General features: G+C 73.2%; 13 protein-coding genes. 6 read left to right on the top strand and 7 right to left on the bottom strand.

The window, feature by feature from the left end:
• Positions 1 to 78: 78 nt before the first annotated feature.
• From KBY47_RS06540 to KBY47_RS06530, 3 genes are all read left to right on the top strand, one after another.
• The gene (locus KBY47_RS06540) at positions 79 to 858 is read left to right on the top strand and encodes a DeoR/GlpR family DNA-binding transcription regulator (RefSeq protein WP_210919986.1); all 780 of its coding nucleotides are present in this window, start codon (positions 79 to 81) and stop codon (positions 856 to 858) included.
• Positions 859 to 920: 62 nt separating this feature from the next.
• Complete coding sequence (locus tag KBY47_RS06535) at positions 921 to 2759, top strand: glycoside hydrolase family 15 protein (RefSeq protein ID WP_210919985.1); 1839 nt, start codon at positions 921 to 923, stop codon at positions 2757 to 2759.
• A gap of 44 nt (positions 2760 to 2803) precedes the next feature.
• A complete protein-coding gene (locus KBY47_RS06530; protein WP_210919984.1) occupies positions 2804 to 3268 on the top strand; it encodes an archease in 465 nt (154 codons plus the stop codon).
• A 141-nt stretch (positions 3269 to 3409) separates the two neighbouring features.
• Here the strand turns inward: KBY47_RS06530 and KBY47_RS06525 are convergent, their stop codons facing one another.
• From KBY47_RS06525 to KBY47_RS06515, 3 genes are read right to left on the bottom strand one after another with little or no spacing between them, the layout of a single operon-like run.
• Positions 3410 to 4846, bottom strand: a complete 1437-nt coding sequence (locus KBY47_RS06525; protein WP_210919983.1) for an RtcB family protein — start codon at positions 4844 to 4846, stop codon at positions 3410 to 3412.
• 23 nt (positions 4847 to 4869) lie between these two features.
• On the bottom strand, positions 4870 to 5718 hold the full coding sequence (locus tag KBY47_RS06520) for a universal stress protein (RefSeq protein WP_210919982.1): 849 nt from the start codon (positions 5716 to 5718) through the stop codon (positions 4870 to 4872).
• A gap of 12 nt (positions 5719 to 5730) precedes the next feature.
• Complete coding sequence (locus tag KBY47_RS06515) at positions 5731 to 6372, bottom strand: phosphoribosyltransferase (protein WP_210919981.1); 642 nt, start codon at positions 6370 to 6372, stop codon at positions 5731 to 5733.
• A 148-nt stretch (positions 6373 to 6520) separates the two neighbouring features.
• On the opposite strand from KBY47_RS06515, the gene KBY47_RS06510 reads away from it, so the two are divergent.
• Together KBY47_RS06510 and KBY47_RS06505 are read left to right on the top strand one after the other, a co-directional pair.
• The gene (locus KBY47_RS06510; protein ID WP_210919980.1) at positions 6521 to 7102 is read left to right on the top strand and encodes a redoxin family protein; all 582 of its coding nucleotides are present in this window, start codon (positions 6521 to 6523) and stop codon (positions 7100 to 7102) included.
• A gap of 6 nt (positions 7103 to 7108) precedes the next feature.
• Positions 7109 to 8044 (top strand): cytochrome c biogenesis CcdA family protein, encoded by a 936-nt coding sequence (locus KBY47_RS06505; protein ID WP_210919979.1) that lies wholly within the window; start codon positions 7109 to 7111, stop codon positions 8042 to 8044.
• Here KBY47_RS06505 and KBY47_RS06500 read toward each other — a convergent pair.
• Positions 8009 to 9331, bottom strand: coding sequence for a lysine N(6)-hydroxylase/L-ornithine N(5)-oxygenase family protein (locus tag KBY47_RS06500; protein WP_210919978.1), 1323 nt, complete (start codon positions 9329 to 9331; stop codon positions 8009 to 8011). The genes KBY47_RS06505 and KBY47_RS06500 overlap by 36 nt on opposite strands.
• Before the next feature lie 124 nt (positions 9332 to 9455).
• Here KBY47_RS06500 and KBY47_RS06495 point away from each other — a divergent pair, with 124 nt between their 5' ends.
• Complete coding sequence (locus tag KBY47_RS06495; RefSeq protein WP_210919977.1) at positions 9456 to 10403, top strand: methionyl-tRNA formyltransferase; 948 nt, start codon at positions 9456 to 9458, stop codon at positions 10401 to 10403.
• A gap of 2 nt (positions 10404 to 10405) precedes the next feature.
• On the opposite strand, the gene KBY47_RS06490 is transcribed toward KBY47_RS06495, so the two are convergent.
• Genes KBY47_RS06490 through KBY47_RS06480 form a run of 3 tightly spaced genes read right to left on the bottom strand, consistent with a single transcriptional unit; the run spans position 10406 to position 13401 of the window.
• Positions 10406 to 11263, bottom strand: a complete 858-nt coding sequence (locus KBY47_RS06490; protein WP_308405065.1) for an ABC transporter ATP-binding protein — start codon at positions 11261 to 11263, stop codon at positions 10406 to 10408.
• Between the two features lie 4 nt (positions 11264 to 11267).
• Positions 11268 to 12356: an iron chelate uptake ABC transporter family permease subunit gene (locus tag KBY47_RS06485; RefSeq protein WP_210919976.1), complete on the bottom strand. Its 1089-nt coding sequence runs from the start codon at positions 12354 to 12356 to the stop codon at positions 11268 to 11270.
• 4 nt (positions 12357 to 12360) lie between these two features.
• Positions 12361 to 13401 (bottom strand): iron ABC transporter permease, encoded by a 1041-nt coding sequence (locus tag KBY47_RS06480; protein ID WP_210919975.1) that lies wholly within the window; start codon positions 13399 to 13401, stop codon positions 12361 to 12363.
• Between the last annotated feature and the right edge of the window lie 90 nt (positions 13402 to 13491).

Here is a 13491-nt window from a genome sequence, read left to right as displayed (position 1 = left end):
TCGAGCATAATCAAGCATCTTGCGGGCACTTCGGGTGCGCTAGGGTCACCGGGGACCGGAACCGGGAGGACACTGCCCATGTCGCGGGACGCCCGCTGGAAGACACTGCTGGAGCTGCTCGTCGAGCGGGGGCGGCTGGACGTCGAGGAGGCGGCCGCCGAGCTGTCGGTGTCGGCCGCGACGATCCGCCGCGACTTCGACCAGCTCGCCGAGCAGCAGATGCTGGTCCGCACCCGGGGCGGCGCGGTCGTGCACGGGGTGTCGTACGAGCTGCCGCTGCGGTACAAGAGCGCGCGGCGCGCCTCCGAGAAGCAGCGCATCGCCCGGGCGGTGGCCGGGATGGTCGCGCCCGGTGAGGCGGTCGGGCTGACCGGCGGCACGACCACGACCGAGGTGGCGCGCGCCCTCGCCGAGCGCGCGGACCTCACGTCCGGCTCGCCCGCGCTGACCGTGGTCACCAACGCCCTCAACATCGCGGGCGAGCTGGCCGTGCGCCCCCAGTTCAAGATCGTGGTGACCGGCGGGGTGGCGCGGGCGCAGTCGTACGAGCTGGTCGGGCCGCTCGCGGACGGGGTACTGGGGCAGATCACCCTCGATGTGGCGGTGCTCGGCGTGGTCGCCTTCGACGCCGACCAGGGCGCCGCCGCGCACGACGAGGCGGAGGCCGCGGTCAACCGGCTGCTGTGCGAGCGTGCCGGGCGGGTGGTGGTCGCCGCCGACTCCAGCAAACTCGGCCGCCGCGCCTTCGCCCGGATCTGCGCCACCGAGGCGGTGGACACACTGGTCACGGACGTGGCAGCGGACGACGTCACGGTCCGCCGGTTCGAGGAGGCGGGGCTGCGGGTCGTCGCCGTCTGACCGCACCGGCGTGAGCGGGCCTAAGCTGGAACGGTGCGGTCGCTCGGGGCCGGGAGGCGGCGATGGTCACAACAGCGAGGGACGGCGGGGTCGGCGCGGACCGGCGGCGGTATCTGCCGATCGCCGAGCACGGGCTGATCGGGGACCTGCGCAGCGTGGCGCTGGTCGGCACCGACGGGACGATCGACTGGTACTGCTGTCCGTGCTTCGACGCGCCCAGCGTCTTCGCCGCGGTCCTGGACGCGGAGAAGGGCGGCTGCTTCGAGCTGGCGGCCGGTGTCCCGGCCCGGACCAAGCAGTTCTACTTCCCCGACACCAACGTCCTGATCACCCGGTTCTACACCGAGGACGGCGTCGGTGAGGTGCAGGACTTCATGCCCGTCACCGAGGACCCCGCGGAGGCGGAACGGCACCGGCTGATCAGGCGGGTGGTGTGCGTGCGCGGCGCGCTGCCGTTCCGGGCCCGGGTGGCGCCCCGCTTCGACTACGGCGCACGGCCGCACACCCTGCGCCTCGAGGACGACGTGGCGGTGTTCGAGTCCACCGGCCTCGGTCTCGCGCTCACCGCGACGGTGCCGCTGGAGACCGACGGCTCCGACGTGACGGCCGAGTTCAAGCTCGCCGAGGGTGAGACGGCGGTGTTCGCCCTCGACCAGGTCGGCGGCGCGACCGAGCCGCGCGGGTGCCCGATCGCGGAGGCCGACCACCAGTTCGGGCAGACGGTGGCGTACTGGCGGCGCTGGCTGTCCGCGTCGAAGTACCGGGGCCGCTGGCGGGAGATGGTGCACCGCTCCGCGCTCACCCTGAAGCTGCTCACCTACGCGCCGACCGGCGCCATCGTGGCCGCGCCGACGACCAGCCTGCCCGAGCGGCTGGGCGGCGAGCGCAACTGGGACTACCGGTACGTGTGGGTGCGCGACGCCGCCTTCTGTGTGTACGCCATGCTCAGGCTCGGCTTCACCGGCGAGGCCGCTCAGTTCATGCAGTTCGTGACCCGGCACATCAGTTCCGGCGACGGCGCCCCGTCGGGCCCGCTCCAGATCATGTACGGCATCGACGGCCGCACCGACCTGACCGAACGCGAACTCGCCCATCTGGAGGGCCATGAGGGCTCCGCGCCGGTACGCGTCGGCAACGGCGCCGCCCAGCAGCTCCAGCTCGACATCTACGGCGCCCTCATCGACTCGATCTACCTCTACGACAAGTGGGCGGAGCCCATCTCCAGCGACCAGTGGGACAACGTGTGCGCGCTGGTGGACTGGGTGTGCGACCACTGGGACCAGCCCGACGAGGGCATCTGGGAGACCCGTGGCGGGCGCCGGAAGTTCCTGTACTCACGGCTGATGTGCTGGGTGGCGATCGAGCGGGCCGTGCGGATGGCGCACCGGCGCGGGCTCCCCGCCGACCTGCCGCGCTGGCAGACCTGCCGGGACACCATCTACCGGCGGATCATGAGCCGGGGCTGGTGCGAGAGCCGGGGTGCCTTCGTGCAGCACGAGGACAGCGAGGTGCTGGACGCGGCCGTGCTGATGATGCCGCTGGCCAAGTTCATCGCGCCCACCGATCCCAAGTGGCTGTCGACGCTGGACGCACTCACCCGGGAACTGGTCTCCGACTCGCTGGTCTACCGCTACGACCCGCAGGCCAGCCCGGACGGGCTGCGCGGCGACGAGGGCACGTTCTCGATCTGCTCGTTCTGGTACGTGGAGGCCATGGTCCGCGCCGGTCGGGTGGAGGAGGCGCAGCTGGCGTTCGAGAAGATGCTGACCTACGCCAACCATCTGGGCCTGTACGCCGAGGAGATCAGCCACACGGGGCAGCAGCAGGGCAACTTCCCGCAGGCCTTCACCCATCTGTCGCTGATCAGCGCGGCCTTCAACCTGGACCGGGCGCTGGGCTGACATCCGCCGCGTGTGGAACGGGCGCGGGTGGGAAGTCGGGGGGCATGGTCGGGGACCCGGACGACGTGGTGGAGGCCCGGCGGCGGGGTGCGAGCGGGCACCGGGCGCTGCCGCACACAGCGGACGTGCGCATCGAGGCGTGGGGCGCGAGCCGGGAGCGCTGTCTGGCGGAGGCGGTGGTCGGGATGGTGGAGTGCTTCGCCGACGTGGCGGACGTCCGTCCCTCCTCGGTGGAGCGGCTGCGGCCGACCGGGCCGGGCGACGCGGAGCTGCTGGCCGGACTGCTGGACGAGGTCATCTACCGCATGGAGGTCTACGGCCAGGTCCCCGTCGACGTGGCGGCCGGGCATGTCCGTGGCCCCGGCGGCGGCCTCGAGGTGCGGCTGGCCGTCGCGGGGCTCTCCGACGTCGAGATCACCGGGGCGGTGCCGAAGGCGGTCTCCTGGCACGAGCTGCGGATGGGCCCGGACCCCTACGGCTGGTCGTGCGCGGTGACGATCGACGCGTGACGCGCCCGGCCGCCGGCGGGCACGCCTGCGCTCAGCCCCTCACACCCCAACCGGCACCACCCACGGGCCCGCACCCCGCTGACGGCAACGGCCAGGCCCTTGAGCGCCCCCTGCGGCCATGGGCACCGCCGAGCCACCCGTTCAGCCCTTCACCACCCCGAGCGGCACGAGGCGGGCCACGGTGCGGCACAGGCCCGCGCCCTCGCTCGCCGCGACGACGGCGGCGACGTCCTTGTAGGCCTCGGGGGTCTCCTCGGAGAGGCCGCGCCAGGAGCGCGGGCGGACCGCGATGCCGTGCTGTTCCAGCCGGGCACGCAGTTCGCGGCCGGTGACGGTGCGGGCGGCCTCGTGGCGGCTCATCCGGCGGCCCGCGCCGTGGCAGGTGGAGTGGAAGGCGTCCCCGCCCGGCACTCCGGCGAGCACGTAGGAGGCGGTGCCCATGGTGCCGGGGATCAGCACCGGCTGCCCGGTGGACCGCAGGTCGTCGGGAAGGTCGGGGTGGCCGGGCGGGAAGGCGCGGGTGGCGCCCTTGCGGTGCACGCATAGGCGGCGCCGGGCGCCGTCCACCTCGTGGGTCTCCAGCTTGGCCAGGTTGTGCGAGACGTCGTAGACGAGGGACAGCCGCACCCCGGCCGCCTGCCGGAAGACACGTCGGGTGGCGTCCGACAGCAGCTGGCGGTTGGCGCGGCCGTAGTTGGCGGCGGCCGCCATCGCGCCCAGGTAGGCCTCCCCCTCGGGCGACTCCACAGGGGTGCAGGCGAGCTGCCGGTCGGGGACGGTGATGCCGTAGCGGTTCATGGCCCGGTCCATCAGGCGGACGTGGTCGGTGCAGATCTGGTGGCCGAGTCCTCGGGAGCCGCAGTGGATCATCACGCAGATCTGGCCGGGGGCGATCCCGAAGGCGGTCGCGGCGGCGGTGTCGTGGACCTCGTCGACCTGCTGGACCTCCAGGAAGTGGTTGGCGGAGCCGAGGCTGCCGACCTGGCCGAGGCCGCGTTCGCGGGCGCGTTCGCCGACCTCGGTCACCTCGGCGTCGGCGACCGCGCCGCCGTCCTCGCAGCGGACCAGGTCGCGTTCCTCGCCGAAGCCCTGCTGGACGGCGTACCGGGAGCCGCCGCGCAGGATCCGCTCCAGTTCGCCGGTGCCGCTGGGCCGCCAGACGCCGCCGGGGCCCGCGCCGCGCGGGATGGCGCGGTCCAGGCCGTCCATCACCTGCCGCAGGGCGGGGCCGAGGGTGCGCCGGTCGCAGTCGGCGGCGAGCAGCCGTACCCCGCAGGAGATGTCGAAGCCGACGCCGCCGGGCGAGACCACGCCGCCGTCCTCGACGTCGGTCGCGGCGACGCCGCCGATGGGGAAGCCGTAGCCCCAGTGGATGTCGGGCATGGCGTACGAGGCGGTGACGATGCCGGGGAGGGTGGCGACGTTGGCGACCTGGGCGAGGGACTGCTCGGCGTCGGCGAGCAGTTCGCGGGAGGCGAAGACGACGCCGGGCACCCGCATGGCGCCGCGCGGTTCGATGCGGTAGCGGTAGGGCCGCACCTCGACGAGGTGCGGGGGTGCGGTGCGGGTGGCGTTCATCGGGGCCTCGCCGTGTTCGGCGGTCAGTCGGGGGCGGTGGGCACGACGGCGACGGGGCAGTCCGCGTGGTGCAGTATGGCGTGCACCACGGAGCCCAGCCGCAGCCCGAGCCCTCGGGGCGGGTGCCGGGGCAGCACCAGCAGGGCCGCCCGCGCGGAGGCGTCGACGAGGGCGGCGGCGGGCGAGCCGATGATCAGTTCGGTGTCGACGTGCACCCCTGGGTGGTCGGCGACCGGGCGGGCGGCGCCGTTGAGGAGACGGGCGTGCAGGCGCTGTTCGTCGTCGAGCTGGCTCGGCTGCGGCACGGTCAGCCCGGAGCGGACGAACGGCGTCCAGGCGTGCACCAGCCGCACCCCGGCGCCGCGTGTCTGCGCCTCGGCGAGCGCGAACCGTACGGCGTCCTCGTCGCCCGCGTCCCGTACCCCGACGACGATGCTGCCCGTGGCCTTCCTGGGCGCTCCTCGGGCGACCACCACGGGACGGTCGGCGTGGGCGGCGACCTTCAGGCTCACCGAGCCCAGCAGCAGCCCGGCGAAGCCGCCGCGCCCCCGGGTGCCGACGACCACGAGGTCGGCGTCCCGCGCGGCGGTGAGGAGGGCGTCCGCGGGGTCGTCGCGGGCGAGGACGGTGTCGATGCGCAGGGCGGGGCGGTCGGTGACGATCCTGACCTCGGCGTCGTCCAGCACGCTCGCCGCCGCGTCGAGGACGCGCGCCTCGGACGCGGCGTCCCCGTCGCCGCCCACGGCGTGCACGACGCGCAGCACGTCGCCGCGCAGCTCGGCCTCGGCGGCCGCCCAGTCCGCCGCGAGCCAGGAGTACGCGGTGTCGTCGACGCCGACGATCACGGTGCCGACCCGGGTGGGCGAGGTCATCGGTGTTTCCCCTCAGCCGTCCTCCAGGGCGGCCAGCACGTCGTCGTCGGTGAGCTGGTCGAAGTTCTCGTACCAGGCGCCGACGGCCATGAAGCCGTGCGGGCGCTGGACGCAGACCACGTCGTCGGCCTCCGCGCGCAGCGACTCGGCCGCCTCCGGGGAGGCGACGGGCACGGCCAGCACGATCTGTTCGGGTTCCTGGGTGCGCACCCAGCGCACGGCGGCGCGGGCGGTGGCTCCGGTGGCCAGCCCGTCGTCGACCACGATGGCGGTGTGTCCGCGCAGCTCGGGCCCGGGGCGTCCGTGCCGGTAGAGCCGCTCCCTGCGGTGCAGCTCCTCGCGTTCCCGGGTCACGGTCCCGGCCAGTTCGCTCTCGCTGAGGCCCAGCTGGTCCAGGGTGCGGGCGTCGAAGACCGGTGGTTCGTCGCCGACGATCGCGCCGACGCCCAGCTCCTCCTGGAAGGGTGCGCCGATCTTGCGGGCCACCACCACGTCCAGCGGCGCCTCCAGGGCCTCGGCGACCTCGCGGGCCACCGGGACGCCGCCCCTGGGCAGCGCGAGGACGACGGGGTGCGCGAGCGCGCCCTTCTCCTGGAGGATGCGCAGCCGTCCGGCCAGTTCCTGCCCGGCCTGCCTGCGGTCACGGAACTGCATGCGCCACCGGGTACCCGACGGTGCGGCGGCCCATGCATGCCGGATGCCGCGTCCGACGTCATCGAACCGTAAGGAGGCGACCGGGGGCGTGGCGGGGCCGTGCGACCTACAGTCGCCTCGTTCACCGAGCGAGCCCGAGGAGCCGTCGATGCGTACCCGCACCCTGCTGCCAGCCGTCCTGACCGTCGTGTCGCTCACGGTCGTGGGGTGCGGGAGCGAGGACGGGCCGGACTCCGGGGACGTGGCGGGGCGGGCCTCCTCGCCCGCCGCGCCGGAGACGACGGCGAGCGACGCCGGTACGGGGGTGGCGGGGTCGTCCGAGGTGCCGGAGGTGCTGAGGTTCACCGGGACGACCGTGGACGGCGAGCCGTTCGACGCCGCCACGCTCGCGGGGCGCCCGACCGTGCTGTGGTTCTGGGCACCCTGGTGCCCCAAGTGCCGCGCCCAGGCCGCCGAGACCGCCAAGGTCGCCGAGGAGTACGAGGGCAAGGCGAACGTCGTCGGCGTGGCGGGCCTCGACTCCAATGACGCCATGCGCGACTTCGTCGACCAGACCGGCACCGGCTCCTTCCCGCACCTGTCCGACGAGGCCGGTGAGGTGTGGAAGCGGTTCGAGGTGACCGAGCAGAGCCGGTACGTGATCCTCGACAAGGACGGCGAAACCGTCTACGAGGGGGTGCTGCCGGGCGGCGAGGGCCTGTCCGGCAAGGTCGCCGGGCTCACCGGCTGACCGGCGGTGAGTGATCTGCCGCTGGCGCTGGCCCTCGGCGCGGGCATGCTGGCCGCCGTCAACCCGTGCGGGTTCGCGCTGCTGCCCGCCTATCTGTCGCTGCTCGTCCTCGGCGACGACGGTCCCGGCCGGACGGTCGCGGTCGGACGGGCGCTGCTGGCGACGGCGTCGATGACGCTCGGGTTCGCCGCGCTCTTCGGGATCTTCGGGCTGGCCGTCCAGCCGGTCGCCGGGCAGGTGCAGGAGCGGCTGCCGTGGTTCACGGTCGGGTTCGGGCTGCTGATGGCGGTGGCCGGGGCATGGCTGCTCGCCGGGCGGCAGCTGCCCGCGCTGGCCCCGAAGATGCGCCGGGCGCCGAAGCTGAGCCGCTCGGTCCCGGCGATGGCACTGTTCGGCATGGCGTACGCCGCCGCGTCGCTGGGCTGCACGATCGCGCCGTTCCTCGCGATCGTCGTCTCGGCCTTCCGCGGCGGGTCCACCGGCGAGGGCGTGGCCCTGTTCGTGGCCTACGCCGCCGGGATGGGCCTGATCGTCGGTGCGGCCTCACTGACGGTGGCCCTCACCCGCACCACCGCCGTGACCCGGCTGCGCCGCGCGGGTGCGGTGGCGCCCCGCCTGGGCGGCGGCCTGCTGGTGCTGGTGGGCGCGTACGTCGCGTACTACGGCTGGTACGAGATCCGGGTCCAGCGCGATCCCCTGACGACGGACCCGGTGGTCGACGGGGCGGGCACGGTCCAGCGGACCCTGGCCGACGCGGTGGACGCCGCGGGCCCGGGCACGCTGGCGGTGCTGTGCGCCGTACTGCTGCTGACGGCAGTCGCCGCTGCGCCGCTCAGGAGACGGCGGGGCAACGCCCTGAAAGGGGCGCGGGGAACCGCGCGACCGGCCACGACGGACCCGCAGCGACTACCGGGCGCCAAGCCCCCGTCCAGCCAGGAATGACGCACAGATCTCCCCGGCCCGCACGGCAGTCGTCGACAGCAACGTCGACGTCAGCCCGTGCGTGTGCTCGGTACCTCCCTGGAGATAGATGTCCGCGGTGACGTTCGGCGCGGTCACCACCCGGTGATCGCGCCCCACCCGCACCGCGTCCTCCTCGTCGCGCAGACAGAGCTTGCCGACCTCACCGAGGTTGTCGCCGATGCCCTGCGGCCGGTACCCGGTGGCGTAGACGAGGAGGTCGGCGGAGAGGTCCTCGCGTTCGGCCGTCGGCAGGAACTCGACGGTGACCCGGACGCCGTCGTCGCGGGGTTCCACCTCGCGGATGCGGGAGACGTTCATCATCCGCAGCCGTCGCCGCCCCTGGATCCGCTCCTGGTACATGGTGCGGGACAGCGACTCGATCAGGTCCATGTCGACGACGGAGTAGTTGGTGCCGCGGTGGTAGTCGAGCAGGGACTGCTTCACCTCGGCGGGGGCGCCGTAGTAGAGGTCGACGGCCTCGGGGTCGAAGATCTTGTTGGCGAAGGGGCTGTCGTCGGCGGGTGTGTAGCCGTACTTGGCGAAGACCGAGCAGATCTCGGCGTCGGGGAAGCGGCGGTGCAGGTAGTCGACGGCCTCGGCGGCGCTCTGTCCGGCGCCGAGGACGACGGCGCGGCGCACCGAGGCGCCGGAGCGGGTGAGTTCGGCGACGCGTGGGAGTAACTCGCTGGTGTGCCAGACGCGTTCGGACCTGACGGCGTCGGGTGGCAGGTGGGGTTCCAGGCCGGTGGCCACGCAGAGGGCGCGGGCGCGGCGGACGGTGAGCCGTCCTGGGTCGGTGGCGTCGCGGCTGGTGACGTCGTAGTAGCGGATCTCGCCGTCCTCCGTGACGGGCTTCACGGAGACCACTTCGGCGCCGTACTCGACGAGTTCGCCGACGCGGGCGGCGGCCCACTCGAAGTAGTCGTGGAACTCCACGCGCAGGGGGAAGAGCGTCTTGAGGTTGAGGAAGTCGACCAGTCGGCCGCGGTCGCGCAGATAGCAGAGGAAGCTGAAGTCACTGGTCGGGTCACGCATCGTCACCAGGTCCTTCAGGAAGGACACCTGCATGGTGGCGTCGTCGATGAGCATGCCCCGGTGCCAGCCGAAGGCAGGCTGTTTCTCCAGGAATCCGACGCGCGGGCCGGTCCCTTCGTGCGGCGTCGCGCCGTGTTCCCTCAGCGCGATCGCGAGTGCGAGGTTCGATGGGCCGAAACCGATGCCCAAGAGGTCGTAGATGGAGTCCGGCCCGCTGTGCAGCGAAGTCACCGCGTCATCGCCTCCCGTGATGAAGGGGAGCACAGCGCCCCCCCAAGCGGGAACACGGCCTCCCCCAAGCAGGCACATGTTAGATAAGGTAAGCCTTACCTAGCAATGGCTGAGGAGGGCTCATATGCGGGTCGTCATGTTCGGCTACCAGACGTGGGGACACCGAACGCTTCAAGCACTGCTGGACTCCGAGCACGAAGTGGTCCTGACCGTCACCCACCCGAAGAGCGACCACGCGTACGAGAGGATCTGGAGCGACTCGGTCTCCGATCTCGCCGAGAAGCACGGTGTGCCGGTGCTGCTGCGCAGCCGGCCCGACGACGACGAACTGCTGCGGGTGCTCAAGGAGGCCGCGCCGGACATCATCGTGGCCAACAACTGGCGCACCTGGCTGCCCCCGGAGATCTTCGGCCTGCCGCCGCACGGCACGCTGAACATCCATGACTCGCTGCTGCCGTCCTACGCCGGTTTCTCCCCGCTGATCTGGGCGCTCATCAACGGCGAGAAGCAGGTCGGGGTCACCGCGCACCGCATGGACACCGGCCTGGACACCGGCGACATCCTGTTGCAGCGGGCCGTGCCGGTGGGCCCGGCGGACACCGCGACCGACCTCTTCCACCGCACGGTCGACCTGATCGGCCCGCTCGTCACCGACTCCCTCGACCTGATCGCCTCCGGCCGGGCGGTGTGGACACCGCAGGACCGCTCCCGGGCCAGTTTCTTCCACAAACGGTCCCTGACGGACAGCCGAATCGACTGGACCTGGCCCGCCGAGGATCTGGAGCGGTTCGTGCGGGCCCAGTCGGACCCGTATCCGAACGCCTTCACGTACCACCGCGGTGAGCGGCTGCGGATCCTGTCGGCCGCCGTGTCCGAGGGCCGTTACGGCGGCACCCCGGGGCGCATCTTCATCCGCGAGGGCGACGGTGTCGTCATCGTCGCCGGGGCCGGGGCGCGGTCCGGGCGGCTGCCGGGTCTGGTGGTGCGGCGGGTGCGGACTCAGGACGGCACGGAGTACGCGGCGACGGACTACTTCCGCACGATGGGCGGCTATCTGACGGACCGTCCGTAACGTCAGCCGGTGGTGGTGCCGGAGACCGGGACCGCGTCCGCCTCGGCATGGTGGCGGCTGATCGGCACCACCAGGGGCATGCCGCTGACCGGGCACTGCCCGATCACACAGCGCAGCCCGAAGACGTCCTCGACCAGTTCGGCGGTGACGACGTCGGCCGGGTCGCCCTCGGCGGCGATCCGGCCCGCCTTCATGGCGACGAGGTGATCGGCGTAGCGGGCGGCCTGGTTGAGGTCGTGCAGCACCATGACGACGGTGCGGCCCTGCTGCCGGTTGAGGTCAGCGACCAGGTCGAGGACGTCGATCTGGTGGGCGAGGTCGAGATACGTCGTCGGCTCGTCGAGCAGCATCACGGGCGTGCCCTGCGCCACCGCCATGGCGATCCACGCGCGCTGCCGCTGCCCGCCGGAGAGTTCGTCAACGGCGCGGTGCGCGAGACCGGTCAGCGCGGTGGCCCGCAGCGCCTCGTGCACGGCCTCCTCGTCGGCGGCCGACCACTGCCGCCACCAGGTCTGGTGCGGGGAACGGCCGCGTCCCACCAGGTCGATGACGGTGAGCCCCTCGGGCGCGACGGGTGACTGCGGGAGAATGCCGAGCCGCTGGGCGAGCACCCGGGTGGGGATGGCGTGCACGTCGCGGCCGTCGAGTTGGACGGCGCCGCCCTTCGGGGTGAGCAGCCGGGCGAGGGCGCGCAGCAGGGTGGACTTGCCGCAGGCGTTGGCGCCGACGATCGCGGTGACCTTGCCGGTGGGTATCGCCAGGTCAAGGCCGTCGACGACGATCCGGTCGTCGTAGGCCAGGCGCAGGGCCGTCGCGCGCAGCTCGGGGCGGTCCGAGGGGATCTCGTGGTGGTCCTTCACGTCATCAGCCTCCTGAACCCGCGCGGTTGGCGCGGACGAGCAGCCACAGCAGTACCGGGGCGCCGAGCACACCGGTGACGATGCCGACGGGGAGTTCGGTGTCCGGGACGAGCCGGCGGGCGATGAGGTCGGCGGTCAGGACCAGCGCGGCGCCGGTCAGTCCGGAGGCCAGCGGCGGTGGTACGGCCGTACCGGCGAGCCGCTGGGCGACCTGGGGGGCGGCGAGCGCGACGAACGCGACCGGTCCGGCCGCCGCGGTGCCGAAGGCGACCAGGCCGACGGCGACGAGCAGCACCGACACCCGCACCAGCTGGACGCGGGTGCCCAGGCCCCGGGCGACGTCGTCGCCGAGCTGGAGGGTGCGCAGCTGCCGCCCCAGCACCACCGCGACCGGCACCAGCACCACCAGGGCCCACAGCAGCGGGCGGATCTGGTCCCAGGTGCGGCCGTTGAGGTTGCCGACCAGCCAGCCGAGCGCGGCCTGCGCCTGGAACTGCCGTCCGTGGGCGATGAGGAAGTCGGTGGCGCTGGTGCAGATCCAGGCGACGCCGACGCCGACGAGGACGATGCGGTAGCCGGTGGCGCCGCGTTTCCAGGCGAGGAGGTAGACGACGAGGGCGGCGGTGAGCGCGCCGAGCAGGCCGAGGGTCTGGGTGGACGGGCCGCTGTCCCAGCCGAGGACGATCCCGGCGACGACGGCCGTCCCGGCGCCCTGGGTGAGGCCCATCATGTCGGGGCTGACGAGCGGGTTGAGGGTCATCGTCTGCAGCAGGGCGCCCGCGATGCCGAAGGCGATGCCGACGAGGAGGCCCGCGAGGGCGCGCGGGAGGCGCAGTTCGTGGACGATGAGTTCGGTGCCGGGGTCGGCGGCGCCGACGAGGGCGCGCAGCACGTCGGTGAGGGGCAGAGAGATGTCGCCGGTCGCGGTCTCCACGCAGAACGCCAGGAAGGCGACGGCCGTGAGGGCGAGGGTGACGGTCAGCATCCGGGGGCGCAGCACGCCGGAGACGGGCGGCGCGGACAGCCGGAAGGTGAGGCGGCGGGCGGTGCGGGGCGGCGCCGGGGGCGGGGGTCCCGTGAGGTCGGTGGTCATGGGCTCACAGCTCCGCGAGTCGGCGGCGGCGGACCAGCGCGATGAAGAACGGGCCGCCGACGAAGGCGACGAGGATCCCGGCCTGGATCTCCACGGGCCTGGCGATCAGCCGTCCGGCGATGTCGGCGGCGAGCAGCAGACAGGGCGCGAGGACGGCCGACAGGGGCAGCAGCCAGCGGTGGTCGGGGCCGAGCCCGGCGTACTGGGCGAGGACGCGGACGATGTGCGGCACGACCAGGCCGACGAAGACGACGGGCCCAATGACGGCGACGGCCCCGCCGGTGAGCAGGGTGACGGCGATGACGCCCTGGACGCGGATCAGCCCCAGTTTCAGGCCGAGCGACTTGGCGACGTCGTCGCCGAGGGCGAGGCTGTTCAGGGCGGGCGCGAGGGCGAGCGCGAGGGCCGCGCCGACGGCGAGGAACGGCAGGACGCGCAGCAGGACGCGGTCGTCCTGGTGGGCGAGGGAGCCCGCCGACCAGAACCGGTAGCGGTTCAGGGCGTCCGGGTCGGTCAGCGCGACGGCGCTGGTCAGGGAGAACAGCAGGGAGGTCACCGCGACCCCGGCGAGGGCGAGTTTGACCGGGGTGGAGCCGGACCGGCCGAGGCCGCCGAGGAGGTAGACGAGGACGCTGGCGGCGAGGGCCCCGGCGAAGGCGAACCAGATGTAGCCGTGCACGGAGCCGATGCCGAGCACGCCGACCGACAGGACGACGGCGAAGGCGGCGCCCGCGCTGACGCCGAGGATGCCCGGGTCGGCGAGCGGGTTGCGGGTGAGGGCCTGCATCAGCGCGCCGGAGAGGCCGAGGGCGGCGCCGGTGGCGAGGCCGAGGGCGGTGCGGGGCAGCCGTACCGACCAGATCACGTCGTGGACGCGGGGGTTGGGGGCGTCGCCGAGGAGGGTGTGCCAGACCTGGTCGAGGGGGACGCCGAGGGCGCCGTACGCCATGGACAGCGCGCTCAGGGCGAGCAGGGCCGCGCCGCTGAGCACGGCCAAAAGTGCTGCGCGGGGGCCTTTCGCCGCCCGGACCGCCGAGGTCCCCACGTCCAACTTCCTTTGATGTGGCGCTTCTTAGATGAGGCTTGCCTTAACTGTAGGGCGCGTCACGTTCCCGTCCCACCCCTTGCGGGGAAC

Source organism: Streptomyces sp. B93, assembly GCF_018070565.1.
Classification (GTDB): Bacteria; Actinomycetota; Actinomycetes; order Streptomycetales; family Streptomycetaceae; genus Streptomyces.
The sequence above is the reverse complement of the archived record's forward strand: the minus strand, read 5'-3'. Positions and strand labels throughout refer to the sequence as shown.